Source organism: Candidatus Zixiibacteriota bacterium (genome assembly GCA_035380245.1).
In the GTDB taxonomy this organism is placed as follows: Bacteria; Zixibacteria; MSB-5A5; order GN15; family FEB-12; genus DAOSXA01.
Window position 1 is genome coordinate 1 of the sequence record DAOSXA010000002.1, and the last position, 16,207, is coordinate 16,207.

The following is a 16,207-nucleotide window of genomic DNA, read 5'->3' on the forward strand; positions in this document are numbered from 1 at the left end:
ACAGCAGGCAAAAAAAAGGCAAAACCGCCTGGTGACGAAATTCGGAGTGGTAAAATCGTCTGTTGTTGATAGTGCTGTGAAAGGCCAACAGGGAAGACCTGAATCACTCCCCCGATGGATATATATAGAATGGATATCGAAACCGTAATCAGGAAGCTATATCGTGAATTATGTCACAAGCAAGCTCGCTTTGAAGAAGGTCTTTTTAGCGTCAATATTGTGATTATATTCACATACCGTACCTGCTGAAGCAAGTCAATGAAGTCGAATTGAAGGGTATTCATTAGAATAGAATCGGGCTCGTCTTAAAAGCTGGAAATCGATCTAATAATAGAGCTATATGATCCAATAAATGGTATTATTGGGAGTGCTCGAATATGTAATGTAAGATGTAATTAGTGGTATTTAATGAACGGTTAGAGATCTTTGTCTCGGAGAGGGCGATCAACTTGGGATATGGTGAAATGCTTCACAAACTGTAACAGCTCAGTGGGTCAATATATAAGCTGTCATATAACTAACGTGAGTTTAGTGAGGAGGGCAAAATTATGGGCAGTCTGCCGGTGGCGGACCACTGGAAAACATATAGTCGACCATGTGTATCAGATCGGTAATATCCGGATTGTCGGAGGCGCCTTCTCCGTTGATATTGGCTTCTTCCATGCAAGGAGGTGGAGGGCCGCCGTTGAATAAGTAATTGACCATGTAGACAAGGTCGCTGATTGAGATTTCCTCAGCCGGATCATTGTCGATATTGCCTCGTATAGGCGGGACACAACACCCCGAGTCACAGGCATCACCAACTCCGTTTCCATCGGTGTCGATCTGGTCCGGGTTGTAAGTATATGGGCAGTTGTCATTATCACAGGTATTGGCCGGGAAACCGGGATTGCCGTAACCGTCTCCGTCATAATCAGTACAGGTGTCACAGGAATCGCCTAAGCCGTCGGCATCGAAATCTTCCTGGCCGGGATTGTAGGTTTCGAGGCATATATCGCAGGAGTCACCAACACCATCTCCGTCCAGGTCTTCCTGATCCGGATTATAGATATCGGGGCAGTTATCGAGAGTGCAGGTAGTGGCGGAATACCCCGGATCACCGTAGCCATCGCCGTCGGAGTCGGTGCATTCATCGCAAAGGTCACCGATTCCGTCACCATCGGTATCTTCCTGCCCGGGATTGTAATTGTCGGGGCAATTGTCCGTTTCACAGGTATTTTCGGGAAAACCGGGATCTCCATAGCCGTCATTATCGAAATCGGTACAGACATCACAGGAATCGCCGAGGCCGTCGCCGTCATAATCCGACTGATCGGGATTATAGAGATCGTTGCAGTTGTCGCAGGCATTGCCGGCGCCGTCGGCATCGGAATCGGACTGGAGGGGATTGTGAGTGTAAGGGCAATTGTCGTCCGGGCACATATTTTCAGGATGACCGGGATCGCCAAAACCATCGTTATCAGAGTCAATACAGATGTATTCCTGCCAGTCTACGCGGGCGAAGAACAGGTCGTAAGCTCCTGCGATAGTATCCTGAAGGGCGCCGATCGGATCAATATCAATGGAGTTGGTGTATCCGGACCAGAATACATTGCGATTCTGGTCGACGGCCAGGCCATAACCGAAATCATAGCCGGTGCCGCCATAATAAGTTGAATAAGCTAAAGCACCACCATCCGGTGAAAAACAGGTCAGAAACGCGTCAGAACCGCCATCGAGGAGCGGATCAAAAGCTTCTTCGGTTGGGAAATCCATGGAAGTGGTGTTGCCGGTGACAAAAACATAGCCGTTTTCTGATATAGCAAGTCCTGAGATTACTTCATCGCCGGACCCACCCAGATAAGTACTGAAGCGAACCGTATCACCGGTTGGATTCAACTGAGTAACAATTGCCTTGTAATAGCCGGTAAAAGTGGCGTCATAAGCGTTGACGGTAGGATAAGAATTGGAATATGTGTACCCGCCTACGGTGGCTTGAGATAAGCTGTCCAAACCGATCGTCAGAAGGAAATCGTCTACCGCTCCTCCCAGATAGGTGCTATAGACCAACGAAGCGCCACCCGTCTCAAAACAAGTCACGAAAGCGTCACCGATATGGTTGCCGCCGGCGAAAGTGGGATAAGCGGCATTAAAGATCGGGAAGTCGGTTGAGGCTGTATAGCCGGTCAGATAAACACGCAGAGCCTCATCGACAGCCAGGGCTACGGCATAATCCTCATCAGTTCCGCCTATGAACGTGACATATTCAAGCGCTGAGCCGTCAGCCGCCATAACGGCATAATAACCATCTCGGGCGCCGTCGAGAGCGCCGTCGTAAGGTGTTCCGGCTGTGGGGAGATCTGCCGATTGGGTGTGACCGGCGAAGTAGATTTTAGAACCGGAATCCAGATCGAGCCCAATACAAACATCGTAGGCGCTGCCGCCGAAGTAGGTACTGAAAGCAAGGGCATCACCCGCCGGTGTCAACTTGGTTATAAATCCATCCTGACCACCGGCGTTAGTGCTCTGTAAAGCACCGACAGTGGGAAAATCGGTCGAGGCCGTAGCTCCGGCAATGATGGCTGCGCTGGTGCCGTCTACCTTGATCATAAAACCCTTGTCGTCGCCGTCGGAACCACCTAAAAAGGTACTGTAAATTACCGTATCACCGTCAGGGGATATTTTTGTTATGAAGGCGTCATAATTATCGAGGGCCTCGCCATGATAGACCGGATCGTACGGATCTATGAGTGGGAAGTCGACCGACTTGACATAGCCGGTTACATAGACATAGCCATCATCATCGAGTGCTAAGGCGCGGCTAATGTCATTACCCACGCCGCCAAAATAAGTGCTGAAAGTCAACACAGGGTCGATAACCAGAGGTTTACCGGTGTCATATAGGGGGGAGATGCTGAAGCCGAAGCTGTTGTCATCATATATGACGAATGAGCCCTCGACCGGAACTTGTTCCTCACCGTCGAATTGGTAGATGAGTGGCCGGTATTCGAAGAATTCGCCAAGCTCTGTTACAACTACCAGGTCACCGTCGGCCGAAAGGTAGAGTGAGTCAACACCGTAGTATCTCATTCTTATCGGGTCCGGTGAAACACCACTGCCGATTTCAAAATCGTATTCGAGACGCTTGTTACTGTTTTTGAATCGAAGATCGATGCCCGGATAAACATCGTCGTACAGGAGACCATCATAAGCCTGTACTCCCGTGACCCAATTGGCCGGATTATTAGTTCGGAAATAGTTTATATTGCCGCGGATTGCAGTCGTTCCTGCCGGACGGCTCAGGTCACCGTCTACAGGTTCCAGTCGTATCAGAACGTAGTCGACGGGATCGCCGGATTCCTCAACGTTAAATCCACTCTGATCAAAAGGATCGATTGGTAAATCTGAGACAGTTGAGTCGAATAACTGCAGGTAGACGCCGTATTGAGAAAACCAGATGGTTGAACGGGAAACATCGGCACGATAATCAATTAAGGACGAGAATTGACCATGGTTGGGAATAAAAAGCAGGTTACTCGCACATAATTCCAGAGCATCACCATCCAATAATTGCGGGGTGGCAACGGCATTGGCCGTTCCGCAAATGGATATGATTAAAATTATCAGATACGCCACAAGAACGGTGAGAAGTTTGGTTACTCTTTCCATTCGTTTCCCAAGATGCCAGATCATGGCGATGCTAAATGTTCCGGGCGGACAAATCCAAGATACCCTCTAACTGCTTCGAAGTCAACGAAAACCTTGATCAATGAGAATGCGATTATGGCATTCAAGCCTCTCTTCGCATTCCAACGAATCATTCTGGCTGCTCATTGGAGCAGTTTATATTCCGCTGCAGGTGAGCGGAGAGCCCTGCTGAAACATGAAATTAACAAGATAAACAAGGTCTGATATGTCTATGCTGCCTTCGCCGTTTACGTTCCCTGCAGACATAACCGGCGGCGGCGGACCTTGTGAAAACATCCAGGTTACAAGATAGACCAGATCGGATATGTCTGGTCCGGCCCCGCTGTTATTTATGTCTCCGCATACATAGCCACCTGTAATGGTGATCGACCCATCAGAGACATAAACATTGGCGGAGTCGAGATAACTATAGTAATTCCAATAAGGTACGATGGAATCATTCTCGCCTTGCGGTTCATAATACACTTCCCAGTCAAGACAAGTGTCTCCATCCCAGAGATTGCAAACGTAATAAGCGGTATCCAGCACGGAATCCCTGATAGTGCCGATCGAATAGCCGGATGGATCAGAGAAATTGAAATTGAACAACTGGTCATCGTTGATATTGATATTAACCGTTCTATCCGTTGTGGAATCCGGAATTTGATCGACATCTATGACAAGTATCAGAAGGGGAATATCATCGATTTGGGGAGCAATCCCCGGGGTGGTGGGAGCCGCCGGCAGGTTCGCAATGGCCGCAACTCTTACATCCAGAGGTTGACCGCTAACACTCCGGCTTTCGACATACTCCCAATTCTCAATCAGAGTGCCCTCAGTCACAATATCCGGTCGCAATTCAACCTTACCCGATTCACTGAGTTGGAACCAAAGGGCAAATCCGGCTACGGTGTCCTGGTAATTCTTAAAATAAACCGGAATCTCTAGTCCCGTCTCACCCGGCTGAGCGGTTGTATCGGGGACTGAAATATCAAGGATAGCTGAAACCTGGCTTTGTGAAATGCCAACAGCCAAGAGGATAAAAATGACCAGACTTGGCAATATCAACAATCTGTGTGTTTCTGATTTCTTGTTCATAGGCCAGATTATTCGACGGTCGTATTGGCCCGTCTTTCGGGTATTTTCACCACTTCTAGTAGTATTTCCAGATCGGTACGCCATAAACTAATACATCGACAGAATTAGGTCAAGCCTTCACAACGACTATCAGGCCAGTTGGATACAAAAAAACGGCCATCCCACCAGGGGATGGCCGCATAAATAGGTAAAATTACCAGGGGCAGTCAGGGGGACGTTCACCACCCTGGAACATATAGACTACAAGGTAGACCATATCACCGATATTAATATTCTCATTTCCATCACCATTAACATCGGCCTCTTCAAAGCACGGTGGCTCCGGTCCGTTACCGAACATGTAATCAACGAGATAAATCAGATCACGAACATCCGGTTGTTCAAGACCGTCATAGTTGACGTCGCCTCGGAAACCTTCGCAGCATCCGTCACAAACGTCTCCGATGCCGTCCTCGTCGGTATCGGCCTGGTCCGGATTGTAAGCCTCGGGGCAGTTATCACAGAGATCGCCCCAGGTATCCTCGTCAACATCTTCCTGACCGGGATTATATTCATCGGGACAGTTGTCGCAAACGTCACCGTAGGTGTCTTCGTCGATATCGTTCTGGTCATTATTGTAAATAGTCGGGCAGTTGTCGACATCGCCACAGACGCCGTCGCCATCCTGGTCATTGTAGTAATCGTCGGGGCAGGCATCGCAGACATCGCCGATACCGTCGCCGTCCCGATCGGCCTGGTCGTAGTTGGCGACTTCAGGGCAATTATCACAGGCATCGCCCCAGGTGTCGGAATCGGTGTCGGTTTGCAGGTTATTAGGCGTGTTCGGGCAGTTGTCACAAATATCGCCAACATCGTCTGAGTCGACATCTGCCTGTCCGGTGTTGGCGTCATTGGGACAATTATCACAGACATCGCCGACATCGTCTGAGTCTACGTCTGACTGATCAGTGTTGGCTTCGTTCGGGCAATTGTCGCAGACATCACCGTAGGTATCGTTGTCGACATCGTTTTGGTTGGTATTGGCCATATCCGGGCAGTTGTCGCAAACGTCTCCGACGTTATCGGAATCGCCGTCGGCCTGGTCGGTGTTGGCCACATCGGGGCAGTTGTCGCAAACGTCACCGTGGGTGTCGGAGTCGGCATCATCCTGCTCGGTGTTGGGATCGGTCGGGCAGTTGTCGCAGACATCGCCGACATTATCAGCGTCCACGTCGGACTGATCAGGATTGGCTTCTTCCGGGCAGTTGTCACAGGCGTCACCGTAGGTGTCGCTGTCGACATCGTTCTGGTCCGGATTATAGATGTCGGGGCAGTTGTCCTCGGGACAGGTATTGGCCGCGAAACCGGGATTGCCGAAACCGTCGTTGTCGGTATCGGTACATTCATCACAGGCATCGCCGATACCATCTCCATCGGTATCGTTCTGATCGTTGTTGACCACATCGGGGCAATTGTCGCAAACATCGCCGTAATTATCGCCGTCCGCGTTTTCCTGGCCGTTGTTGGGGACAGTAAGGCAGTTATCACAGACGTTTCCGACGTCGTCTCCATCAGTATCAGCCTGGTTGGTGTTGGAGACATCGGGGCAATTATCGCAGATATCACCGACATTGTCGTTGTCGACATCCTCCTGGCCGGTGTTGGCAATATCGGGGCAATTATCGCAAACGTCACCGACGTCATCGGAGTCGGCATCGTTTTGATTCTGGTTGGCTTCAGTGGGACAATTGTCGCAAATATCGCCGACATCATCACCGTCGGCGTCTTCCTGACCCGCATTCGGATCGAGGATACAATTGTCGCAGGCATCGCCCACGCCGTCGTTGTCAACATCCCCCTGGCCGGGATTGCTGACGTAAGGACAGTTGTCATCGGGGCAGGTATTGGCCGCGAAACCGGGATTGCCGAAACCATCATTGTCGGTGTCGGTACATTCGTCACAGACATCACCGATGCCGTCCCCGTCGGCGTCTTCCTGATACGGATTGTAGGTATCTACGCAGTTATCGACATCCCCGCAGATGCCGTCTCCGTCGATATCGTTGTCCGGATCGTTGGGGCAGGCATCACAGGCGTCACCCAAACCATCGTCGTCGGAATCGTTTTGATTAGGGTTATAGTTATTGGGACAGTTATCGCAGAGGGAGCCTCGGTCGTCACCGTCCGGATCGGCCTGATCGGGATTGTAAATGTCCGGACAGTTGTCGCATACATCACCGTAACCGTCGTTGTCGCCGTCGGCCTGATCGACGTTGCTTACGTACGGACAATTGTCGCAGGCATCGGCCCAGGTGTCGCCGTCGCTGTCGTTGGGATCATCCCAACAAGCGTCGATAGTATAACAAAGCGGGCCGTTCCAATAAGGGATCTGGTCGTAATCCTTGGAAAACATGACCCATTTCCAGAGACCGCTGGGGGGAAAGTACGATGAGTCGACACAGATGGTTTTGCCGTTGTACTCATCCGAAATCGGTCCTACATCAACCGTGTAAACGATGTCGCTGAAGGGACTGGCAAGGCCGGTGCTGAACATGATCGATCCCGCAAAACCGACCGTGTCGGCTCCCGAGCCGGTCACACGATGGTTGATCGTAAACAGCAGATCAAAAATGCTCTTGCCAATAACGCCGGTGGAATCGGCTGCTACGGTAGTCCAGGTCGCTCCTTCGGGTGAGTAGAATCTCAGCCCGTTGGTGAATCCTTTAAGATTGGTGCCGGAGTTGTTGGTGAGGCGGATGTTGAACGTAACCACATTGTCGGTAGGGAATCTCCCCGCCGCCGTCAATCCTTCGACGTTGTCCACGATGAATTCGGTATCCTCGGCAACGGCCAGTCCGGCGCAGACCAAGGCGAGGAGAGCGATCATCAACCGATACAGGAGACCTCTCATATTGGCTCCTCCTTGTGAGGGGTTAGGCGGTATGAGCCACCATGTGCTTGGTTATTCTGATGTACGGATTTCTGCGACTTGACAATTATAACTAACCACCCGCTGGAAGTTTTGTCAAGCCATATTAATGTCACTGAATGTGATGCGAAGGGCTATACGCAGGATAATCCGGTGCGGAGAGTATAAAAAACGGCCGACGCAAATAGCGCCGGCCGTTCCTCAAACTGGGTCGGAATAAGAAGCGAATTACCAGGGGCAATCCGGGAGCGGATAATCCCCCCCGTAATGGAACATATACGATACGAGGCATACCAGATCACTGATGTCAATACGCTCTTTGCCGTCAGCGTTGATATCGGCTTCCTCAAAGCATGGCGGGTCGAATCCGTTTTGGAACATGTGCTCCACGAGATAGACCAGATCACGAATATCGGGTTCGTATAGGCCGTCATAGTTGACGTCACCGCGAATCCCCTCGCAGCAACCGTCACAAGCATCGCCAAGGCCGTCTTCGTCGGTGTCGGCCTGGTCCGGATTGTAGTCTTCCGGGCAATTATCGCAAGCGTCGCCGTAGGTGTCCTCATCGGTGTCGATCTGATCCTCGTTGTAGACGAACGGACAATTATCTACTTCGTCACAGACGCCGTCGCTGTCCGTGTCGGTGCATTCGTCACAAGCATCGCCGATGCCGTCGCCGTCCGTGTCGGTCTGGTCGTTGTTGGCTACGTCGGGGCAGTTGTCACAGGCATCGCCGTAGTCATCGCCGTCGGCATTCACCTGGTCCGGGTTATATGTGTCGGGACAGTTGTCTTCGGCGCAGGTATTGGCGGCGAATCCCGGGTTTCCAAAACCATCGCCATCCGTATCGGTGCAATCGTCGCAGGCATCGCCGATACCGTCACCGTCGGTGTCGACCTGATCGTTGTTGGCTACGGCCGGACAGTTGTCGCAGGCATCGCCGTAATCGTCGCCGTCAGTGTTCTCCTGGCCGCTGTTGGCATCATTGGGACAGTTATCACAGACGTCACCGTAGTCGTCGCCGTCGCTGTCAATCTGATCGTTGTTGTCAATATCAGGGCAGTTGTCGCAGGCGTCACCGTAGTTGTCGCCATCGGCGTTCGCCTGGCCGGGGTTGGCGTCATTGGGACAGTTATCGCAGGCATCACCGTAGTCATCGGCGTCAACGTCGGACTGGTCCGGGTTGTAGACGTCCGGGCAGTTATCCTCAGCACAGGTATTGGCCGCGAAACCGGGATTCCCAAAACCGTCGCCGTCCGTATCGGTGCATTCGTCACAGGCATCACCGATACCGTCACCGTCGGTGTCGGCCTGATCGTCGTTGGCAACGTCGGGGCAATTGTCGCACACATCGCCGTAGTCATCACCGTCGACATTGGATTGATCGACATTACTTATCGCGGGACAGTTGTCGCAGGCATCGGCAATACCGTCACTGTCGCTGTCGTTCGGGTCGTCCCAACAGGCATCGATCGTATAGCAGAGGGGACCGTTCCAGGCTGGGATCGCGTCGTAATCCTTGGACAGCATAACCCATAGCCAGAGACCGCTGGGGGGGAAGTACGTGGAATCAACGCAGATGGTTTTGCCGTTGTCGGCATCATCGATCGGACCGACGTCAACGGTGTAGGCGATCTCGCTGAAGGGGCTCGCCAGTCCCGAACTGAACATAATCGACCCGGCGAAACCGACGGTGTCGGCGCCGGAGCCTGTTACACGATGGTTTATAGAGAAGATGAGATCGAAGATGTCTTTACCTATGACGCCCGTGGAATCCGCCGTAACCGTGTTCCAGGTAGCGCCGTCGGGAGAGTAGAACCGAAGTCCGTTGGTGAATCCTTTGAGGTTGGTGCCGGATTCGTTCGTCAGGCGGATATTGTATGTTACGATATTGTCCGTCGGGAATCTCCCCGCAGACGTCAATCCTTCGACATTGTCCACGATGAATTCGATATCCTCGGCAGCAGCCTGTCCGGTGCAGACCAGGGCGAGGAGGGCGATCATCAACCGATTTAGGAATCCTCTCATGCTGGCTCCTCCTTGTGAGGTATTAGGCGGTATGAGCCACCAGAGCTTGGTTTGTTCGACTATAGTCCGGGTCTTTTGCAAGTTGACAACAATAAATAACAAACGATGGGGAATTGTGTCAAGGCCAAAGAGAGACAAAAACTGGATAGCGCGCACCACGATATGGGTGGGAACGTTTCTCCACATATCTTTTGGTTGTGCGAAGCTGCCTGTGTCTCTATAATCGTAAACGATACGACTGCTTAAGATCTCGTACTGAGAGGAGATAATGGATAAGAGAACCGGCAATATCATACTGATTGGAATGATCGTTGGCGCCGTGACCGGTGCTGTTGGGGGATATTTCCTGAGCGACTGGTTTGCGGCGATCAGTTTTGTCGGTGAGTTGTTCCTTAACGCCCTGAAGATGATCGTGGTGCCGTTAATCGTTTGTTCCATGATCGTCGGAGTGGCTTCGCTCGGTGACGTTCGCAAACTGGGGCGCACTACCGGTAAGACCTTGTTGTATTATCTCGTTACGACCGGTTTCTCGGTGGTTATCGGGCTTATTCTGGTCAATGTGGTGCGTCCGGGGACGGGAGTCGAGAGCTTCGGCGCTTATGTGCCGGATCTGGTCGAGGCCAGCCGTGAAAAGAGCCTGATCGATGTCATTATGGGGCTTATCCCTGCAAACATCGTTAAAGCCGCAGCGGAAGGACAGGTTCTTCCATTAATCGTTTTCTCACTTCTATTTGGTGGTGTGCTGGTAACGATAGGAGAAAAGGGGAAACCGGTGCTGGCTTTTTTTGACGGCCTTAACGAGGCGATCATGAAGCTGGTGACGATAATCATCTATTTTGCTCCGCTCGGTGTTATGGCATTGATTGGCGGAATCGTGGCGCGCGAACGTGACTCTCTCGACCAGTTGATCACGGGATTGGGATGGTACGCCTTCACGGTAATCGCCGGACTGACCATTCACGGCGTAGTAATCCTGCCGTTGATTTTAAAGCTTTTAGGTAAACGAAATCCCTGGGAGTATTTCGTTAACATGGGTCAGGCGCTTACGACCGCGTTTACCACCGCTTCATCTTCGGCCACTTTACCGATTACGATGGAAGCGGTAGAAGAGAAAAACGGTGTCGATGGCCGTGCCGCTTCGTTTGTTCTGCCGCTCGGAGCGACGATCAATATGGACGGGACCGCTTTGTACGAAGCGGTGGCAGCTCTGTTCATCGCTCAGATATATGGGGTGGACCTTACCCTGGGAGCACAGGTAGTAATCTTCCTGACGGCAACTCTGGCCTCAATTGGGGCTGCTGGTATCCCGCATGCCGGTACGGTTACGATGGTATTCGTACTCGGGGCGGTCGGTTTACCGCTTGAAGGGATCGGACTGATCTGGGCGGTTGACTGGTTTCTTGACCGCTGTCGCACTACTATCAATGTCTGGGGCGATGCGGTTGGCGCTGCAGTGATCGGCGAAACAAAGGAAATGCGGTCGGAAGCCGGGAAGTAACTCCAGCCTTAGCGATTGTTGTAAGAAATTCCGCGCGACACCTTCTGCCGGGGAGACAAACTCCCCCGCTATGCGAAGCAGGGCTCTAACCTCGCGTAGCGGGCGGTCTTGTGTCGACTGCATTACAGACGTGTCTTGCTGGCCATTCGCGCGTGAGGCTTCTTCAATAGACACCATAGAGTGCAAAACGCCGCTCCGGATAGACCGGAACGGCGCTGTTACATTTAGACCGATGTGGATCTCTATTTGCCGCCGCCGGGCATCTGCATATCGGTTTTTTTATAGCCTTCCGGAACAGTATAGGCACCTGTCGGAGCACTCGCTTCCTCGTACTTAATCAATTTGGAATGGGTTTTCATAACGATCCCGTTGAAGTTAGTCTCCGAACTACTTTCAACCGTCACACCCTTGATCTTCTCGAGTTCAGCCATCATTCCATCGAATCCCGGGAGGATAGCCTTCATGGCATTGCTGGCGATGCTGTAGATATTGGCATCCATATTGATGTCGGTGGTAGTCCAAATTTCAGTGGGGACAACCGTTCCCATCAGTTCTACCTTTGACAGATATTTGGTGCAGTTCCAGTCGTCGATTTTCTTCGTCTCTTCAGTTGGAGTGACGGTAGCTTTGACCTGGAACATCGCTTTCATTTGTTCCATCATCGGACCGGCATCGGCGCCCATTTCACGCTCAAGCAAAGACTCAAAATCACCTACGGAAAATTCGAAATATGATTTGTCGACATGGTTCAGACCGTACATGGTCTTGGTTTCGCTGTGATAAATGAAGCTGGCGCTGTCACCCATGTTTACCCGCGCGTTGCCGTTCTCAAGCCAGTATTCCGTGGTATCGGTTTTATCCGGAATGGTCTGACCGGCAACCTGGTAAGCATCGACATGATTCTCCATCAATAAATGCTGAGCGGCGGCATTAGCGATGGAAGCCATGGCCATGAGAAGGATCAGGGCCAAGCTGAAAGTGAAGTAACGTTTTTGGGACGGTGTCACCACATCCTCCTTAATGTTGGTTTATACTAATCAGTGGTTTCAAACCTAAATGCGCCGAGTATTACCTGATACATATACCCCTGCGCCGAACGCCGTTAAACTATCAATTACTCTTATGGCTAACAAGGAAATAATCAGGGCTGTCGACAAAGAAATATGGAGGTCTGTCTATGGTATTGACTAATCACAAGAATTCATTATCTTTCTTTAACTTAGAGGTGTGCTGTAGACGGATTCGCTTTACTTCGTTACTTACCCGGCGGCGCCGTCCGCGGATAGAATGGAAATATGGGTCAAAAGGAGTCTTACCGATGAAGAGCCTGCTCGTTGCGGTATGTCTTGCCGCTATGCTGTTTAGCACTACCGGTGCAGCCAACTCGGAGGAGACGGTTTTCGGACCGAACCTTCTCCGAAACGATCCAACAATTTCAATTTACCGGGAATCCGGGTCCGGTGTTGCAACCTTCGTGAGTGGCCATCTGTCTTCGAATAAGTCCACGGGCAACGAGGTTGAAGCCGCTCTCGAATTTCTTGAGGCTAACCAGGGGGCTTTCAGGATCGAATCACCGCGTGAAAATTTACTCGTCAAGCGGGTGGATAAGGACGATCTTGGGATGGTCCATGTTCGTTTCGATCAATACTATCAGGGGATCAGGATTCTGGAAGGGGAGTTGCTCGCTCATTTCAGCGCCGACGGTCTCCTGCAAACGGTCAACGGTAATGTTGAGACGGAACTGGATCTTTCGATAACTCCGGATATCGATGCCGCGACCGCCGTTGCCGTTGCCGAGCGTGAACTGATGGATCATTTCGGTAAAGGCGAGCCGAATAAGCCGGAACTGGTCGTATTCCGCTGGCAGGATGAAATTTATCTCTGTTGGCGGATGTTCTTATGGTCCTCAACTCCGATGGGCCGCTGGGAGTATCTGGTCGATGCCCATACCGGTGATATTCGCTTCCTGGCCAATCGTATCATGGATGCCAACGATATCGGAACCGGTGTCGGAGTAATGGGCGATCCCCGTTATCACATTGACACCGACTACAACGGTTCTGTCTATGAAATGAACGACTACACCCGCCGTCTGAACAACAATCCTCATGGACACGACGGCGAGATGCCCGCCGGGGCTTATATCCGCACCTATCTGGCGACTTCCTCGTTGCCGGGATCGGTAGCAACCGACGCCGATAACTACTGGAGCGGCACGACCTATGCCCCCGCTGTTGACGGTCAGGTGTACACCGGTCTGGTTTATGATTATCTGTTGCATCATCTCGGTCGGAACGGTTTCGACGACGCCGGCAGTTCCATGCGGACTTCGGTCAACTACTCTGCCGAGGGCGACAACAACGCCTATTGGAACGGTGATCAGATTGTGATCTGGAGTTATTCCGGAAGTTACCGTTCACTGGCCGGATGTCCCGACGTGATTGCCCATGAATGGGGGCACGCGGTAACCGAGAACTGCTCTGACCTGGCCTATCAGCTTGAATCCGGAGCACTAAACGAGGCGTTTTCGGATATGATCGGCACCGCTTTCGAGTTCGCCCACGATACGCTGGATACTCCTGATTGGTTGATAGGGGAAAACGGGACTCTCGACGGCAGCGGCTTCCGCGACATGTCCGCGCCGCATAATGCGGGTGATCCGGACTACTACGGCACCAGCGATCCTTATTGGATCGATGTCGAGAATTGTTCCCCCTCTTATTTTAACGACTACTGCGGTGTTCATACCAACTGCGGTGTCGGCAACAAGTGGTTCTATCTCTATTCCGACGGCGGGAGTCATCACAGTGTGACCGTGACCGGTATTGGAGTGCAGAACGCCATCCAGGTGGCATACCGCGCCAACCGCTACTACTGGACTTCGAGTACGGACTACCATGAAGGCGCTTTAGGCACTCTGCAGGCCGCGGCGGATTTGGATGCTACCGGCACCTGGCAAGCCCAGGCGGCTTTGGCCTGGAATGCGGTGGGCGTCGAAACACCCATGCCGGGTCTCCAGTTCACCTGGTCCGAAGGCGTTCCGGAAACCGTGTCTCCCGGTGAGGATACCGATTTCTATGTCACCATTGCCGGTGAATACGGCGGGCAACTGGTTGTTGCCAGTCCGACGTTGTTCTACAGCGTTGACGGCGGCGCCTACAGTTCCACGTCTATGATGGAAATGCTCAACGGTAATTATCTGGGAACACTGCCGTCGGTCGATTGCGGCAGCTCGATCGATTTCTACATTCGCGCCCGCGAACAGGACAACGGTTATTACTACGATCCGGATCCCTCAACTCCATACCATGCCGTCCCGGTTACTTCCATGACTGTTCTGTTTGAGGATGATTTCGAGACTAATAAAGGCTGGACGGTCTCGGGTTCGGTTGACGACGGTGCCTGGAATCGCGGTGTTCCGGTAGGAGGCGGTGATCGCGGTGATCCTCCGACCGACTACGACGGCTCCGGTTCCTGTTATTTGACCGATAATGTCGACGATAACTCCGATGTCGACAACGGCACGACTATCCTGACTTCGCCGGTCATTGATTGTTCCTTGGGTGACGCTCAGGTCAGTTATGCCCGTTGGTTTAGTAACGATTACGGCTCTTCGCCGAACGAAGACACCATGCATGTGTTCGTTTCCAACGACAACGGTTCAAACTGGATTCTGGTTGAAAACGTGGGACCGGTCGATGAAGCCAGTGGCGGGTGGTACACCCACAGTTTCCTGCTCTCGGATTTCGTAACACCTACTTCACAGGTGAAGGTACGTTTCACTGCCGAAGACCTGGGTGACGGCTCGGTGGTGGAAGCGGGTGTGGATGCTTTCAGTGTCGTCCACATGGAATGCGTCAGCGGGAATGCTCCTCAGATTCAAACGACGACACTACCGGAATGGACCCAGGGGGTAGCGTATTCTCAGCAGTTGACGGCTATCGGCGGCACCGGCAATCTGACCTGGACCGATCTGAACGGCGACCTTGTCGGTACCGGTCTGTCTTTAACCGGTACAGGTCTGGTAACCGGCACTCCGACCGTGTCTGGAGATATTACCTTTACGGCGGAAGTAACCGACGAAACTCCAGCCAGTGACACTCAGGTGTTGACGATAACCGTCAATCCGGTTATTTCGGTCACAACCACGACGCTTCCAGACTGGACGGCCGGAATAGCGTTTTCGCAGCAGCTTGCTGCCGTCGGTGGTACCGGAACGCTAAGCTGGCTGGATGAACTCGGCGATCTGTCCGGTACGGGATTATCTCTGAGCAGCAGCGGTCTATTGTCCGGAACCCCAACCACAAGCGGCACGATTGATTTTACCGCTCGCGTTAACGACGCAATAGGCGGAACACAATTACAGGAATTGTCGCTTCTCGTGAACGATGCCGTCGCGGTGTTGACCACTAGCTTGCCCGACGGAGTCGAGGGAGACGCTTACTCGCAACAGTTGAATGCCGACGGCGGCACCGGGACAATCGCCTGGACCGACGCCGGCGGTGATTTGGCCGGAACCGGTCTGACGTTATCGACTGCCGGTCTGGTCACCGGAACAGTAGCCTCGGCGACAACGATAACCTTCACGGCTCAGGCTGAAGATGCCCTCGGGAGTTACGACACCCGGACGCTTTCCATCCTGTTCACGCAGGCCTGGATCTGCGGTGATGCCGATGGGAACGGAAGTGCAACTCCGGATATTCAGGATCTGGTCTACCTGGTTGCATACATGTTCAACGATGGGCCCCCGCCTCCGGTAATGGCGACTGTTGATGTTGACGGCTCAGGCTCCGGCCCCGACATCTCCGATTTGATCTACCTGGTGAGTTACATGTTCCAGGGCGGACCGGAGCTACAATGCCCGTAGAAGGCTGATTATTCCGAAGTGAAAAGTATTCGGAATCACGATCAGACAGTTTTGATTTTCTGTCCGACGGGCGACCTATCAAGTCGCCCGTTGGCGTATGGAGCGAAAAGCTGAATTACAATACCGGTACAACAGCCTCGCG

The 16,207-nt window shown here is 52.3% G+C and carries 7 protein-coding genes; 2 read left to right on the forward strand and 5 right to left on the reverse strand.

The window, feature by feature from the left end:
* Positions 1 to 546: 546 nt before the first annotated feature.
* The 4 genes from PLF13_05230 to PLF13_05245 form a co-directional block, all read right to left on the reverse strand.
* On the reverse strand, positions 547 to 3,648 hold the full coding sequence (locus PLF13_05230; protein ID HOP06679.1) for an SBBP repeat-containing protein: 3,102 nt from the start codon (positions 3,646 to 3,648) through the stop codon (positions 547 to 549).
* A gap of 174 nt (positions 3,649 to 3,822) precedes the next feature.
* Complete coding sequence (locus tag PLF13_05235; protein ID HOP06680.1) at positions 3,823 to 4,764, reverse strand: hypothetical protein; 942 nt, start codon at positions 4,762 to 4,764, stop codon at positions 3,823 to 3,825.
* A 193-nt stretch (positions 4,765 to 4,957) separates the two neighbouring features.
* Entirely contained in the window at positions 4,958 to 7,654 is a 2,697-nt protein-coding gene (locus tag PLF13_05240) for a thrombospondin type 3 repeat-containing protein (GenBank protein HOP06681.1), read from the reverse strand.
* Between the two features lie 246 nt (positions 7,655 to 7,900).
* Complete coding sequence (locus tag PLF13_05245; GenBank protein HOP06682.1) at positions 7,901 to 9,700, reverse strand: thrombospondin type 3 repeat-containing protein; 1,800 nt, start codon at positions 9,698 to 9,700, stop codon at positions 7,901 to 7,903.
* Between the two features lie 268 nt (positions 9,701 to 9,968).
* Here PLF13_05245 and PLF13_05250 point away from each other — a divergent pair, with 268 nt between their 5' ends.
* Entirely contained in the window at positions 9,969 to 11,198 is a 1,230-nt protein-coding gene (locus tag PLF13_05250) for a dicarboxylate/amino acid:cation symporter (protein ID HOP06683.1), read from the forward strand.
* 242 nt (positions 11,199 to 11,440) lie between these two features.
* Here PLF13_05250 and PLF13_05255 read toward each other — a convergent pair whose 3' ends face one another.
* Complete coding sequence (locus PLF13_05255; protein ID HOP06684.1) at positions 11,441 to 12,205, reverse strand: DUF4412 domain-containing protein; 765 nt, start codon at positions 12,203 to 12,205, stop codon at positions 11,441 to 11,443.
* A 311-nt stretch (positions 12,206 to 12,516) separates the two neighbouring features.
* Here PLF13_05255 and PLF13_05260 point away from each other — a divergent pair, with 311 nt between their 5' ends.
* Positions 12,517 to 16,065, forward strand: coding sequence for a M4 family metallopeptidase (locus PLF13_05260; GenBank protein ID HOP06685.1), 3,549 nt, complete (start codon positions 12,517 to 12,519; stop codon positions 16,063 to 16,065).
* Positions 16,066 to 16,207: the final 142 nt, after the last annotated feature.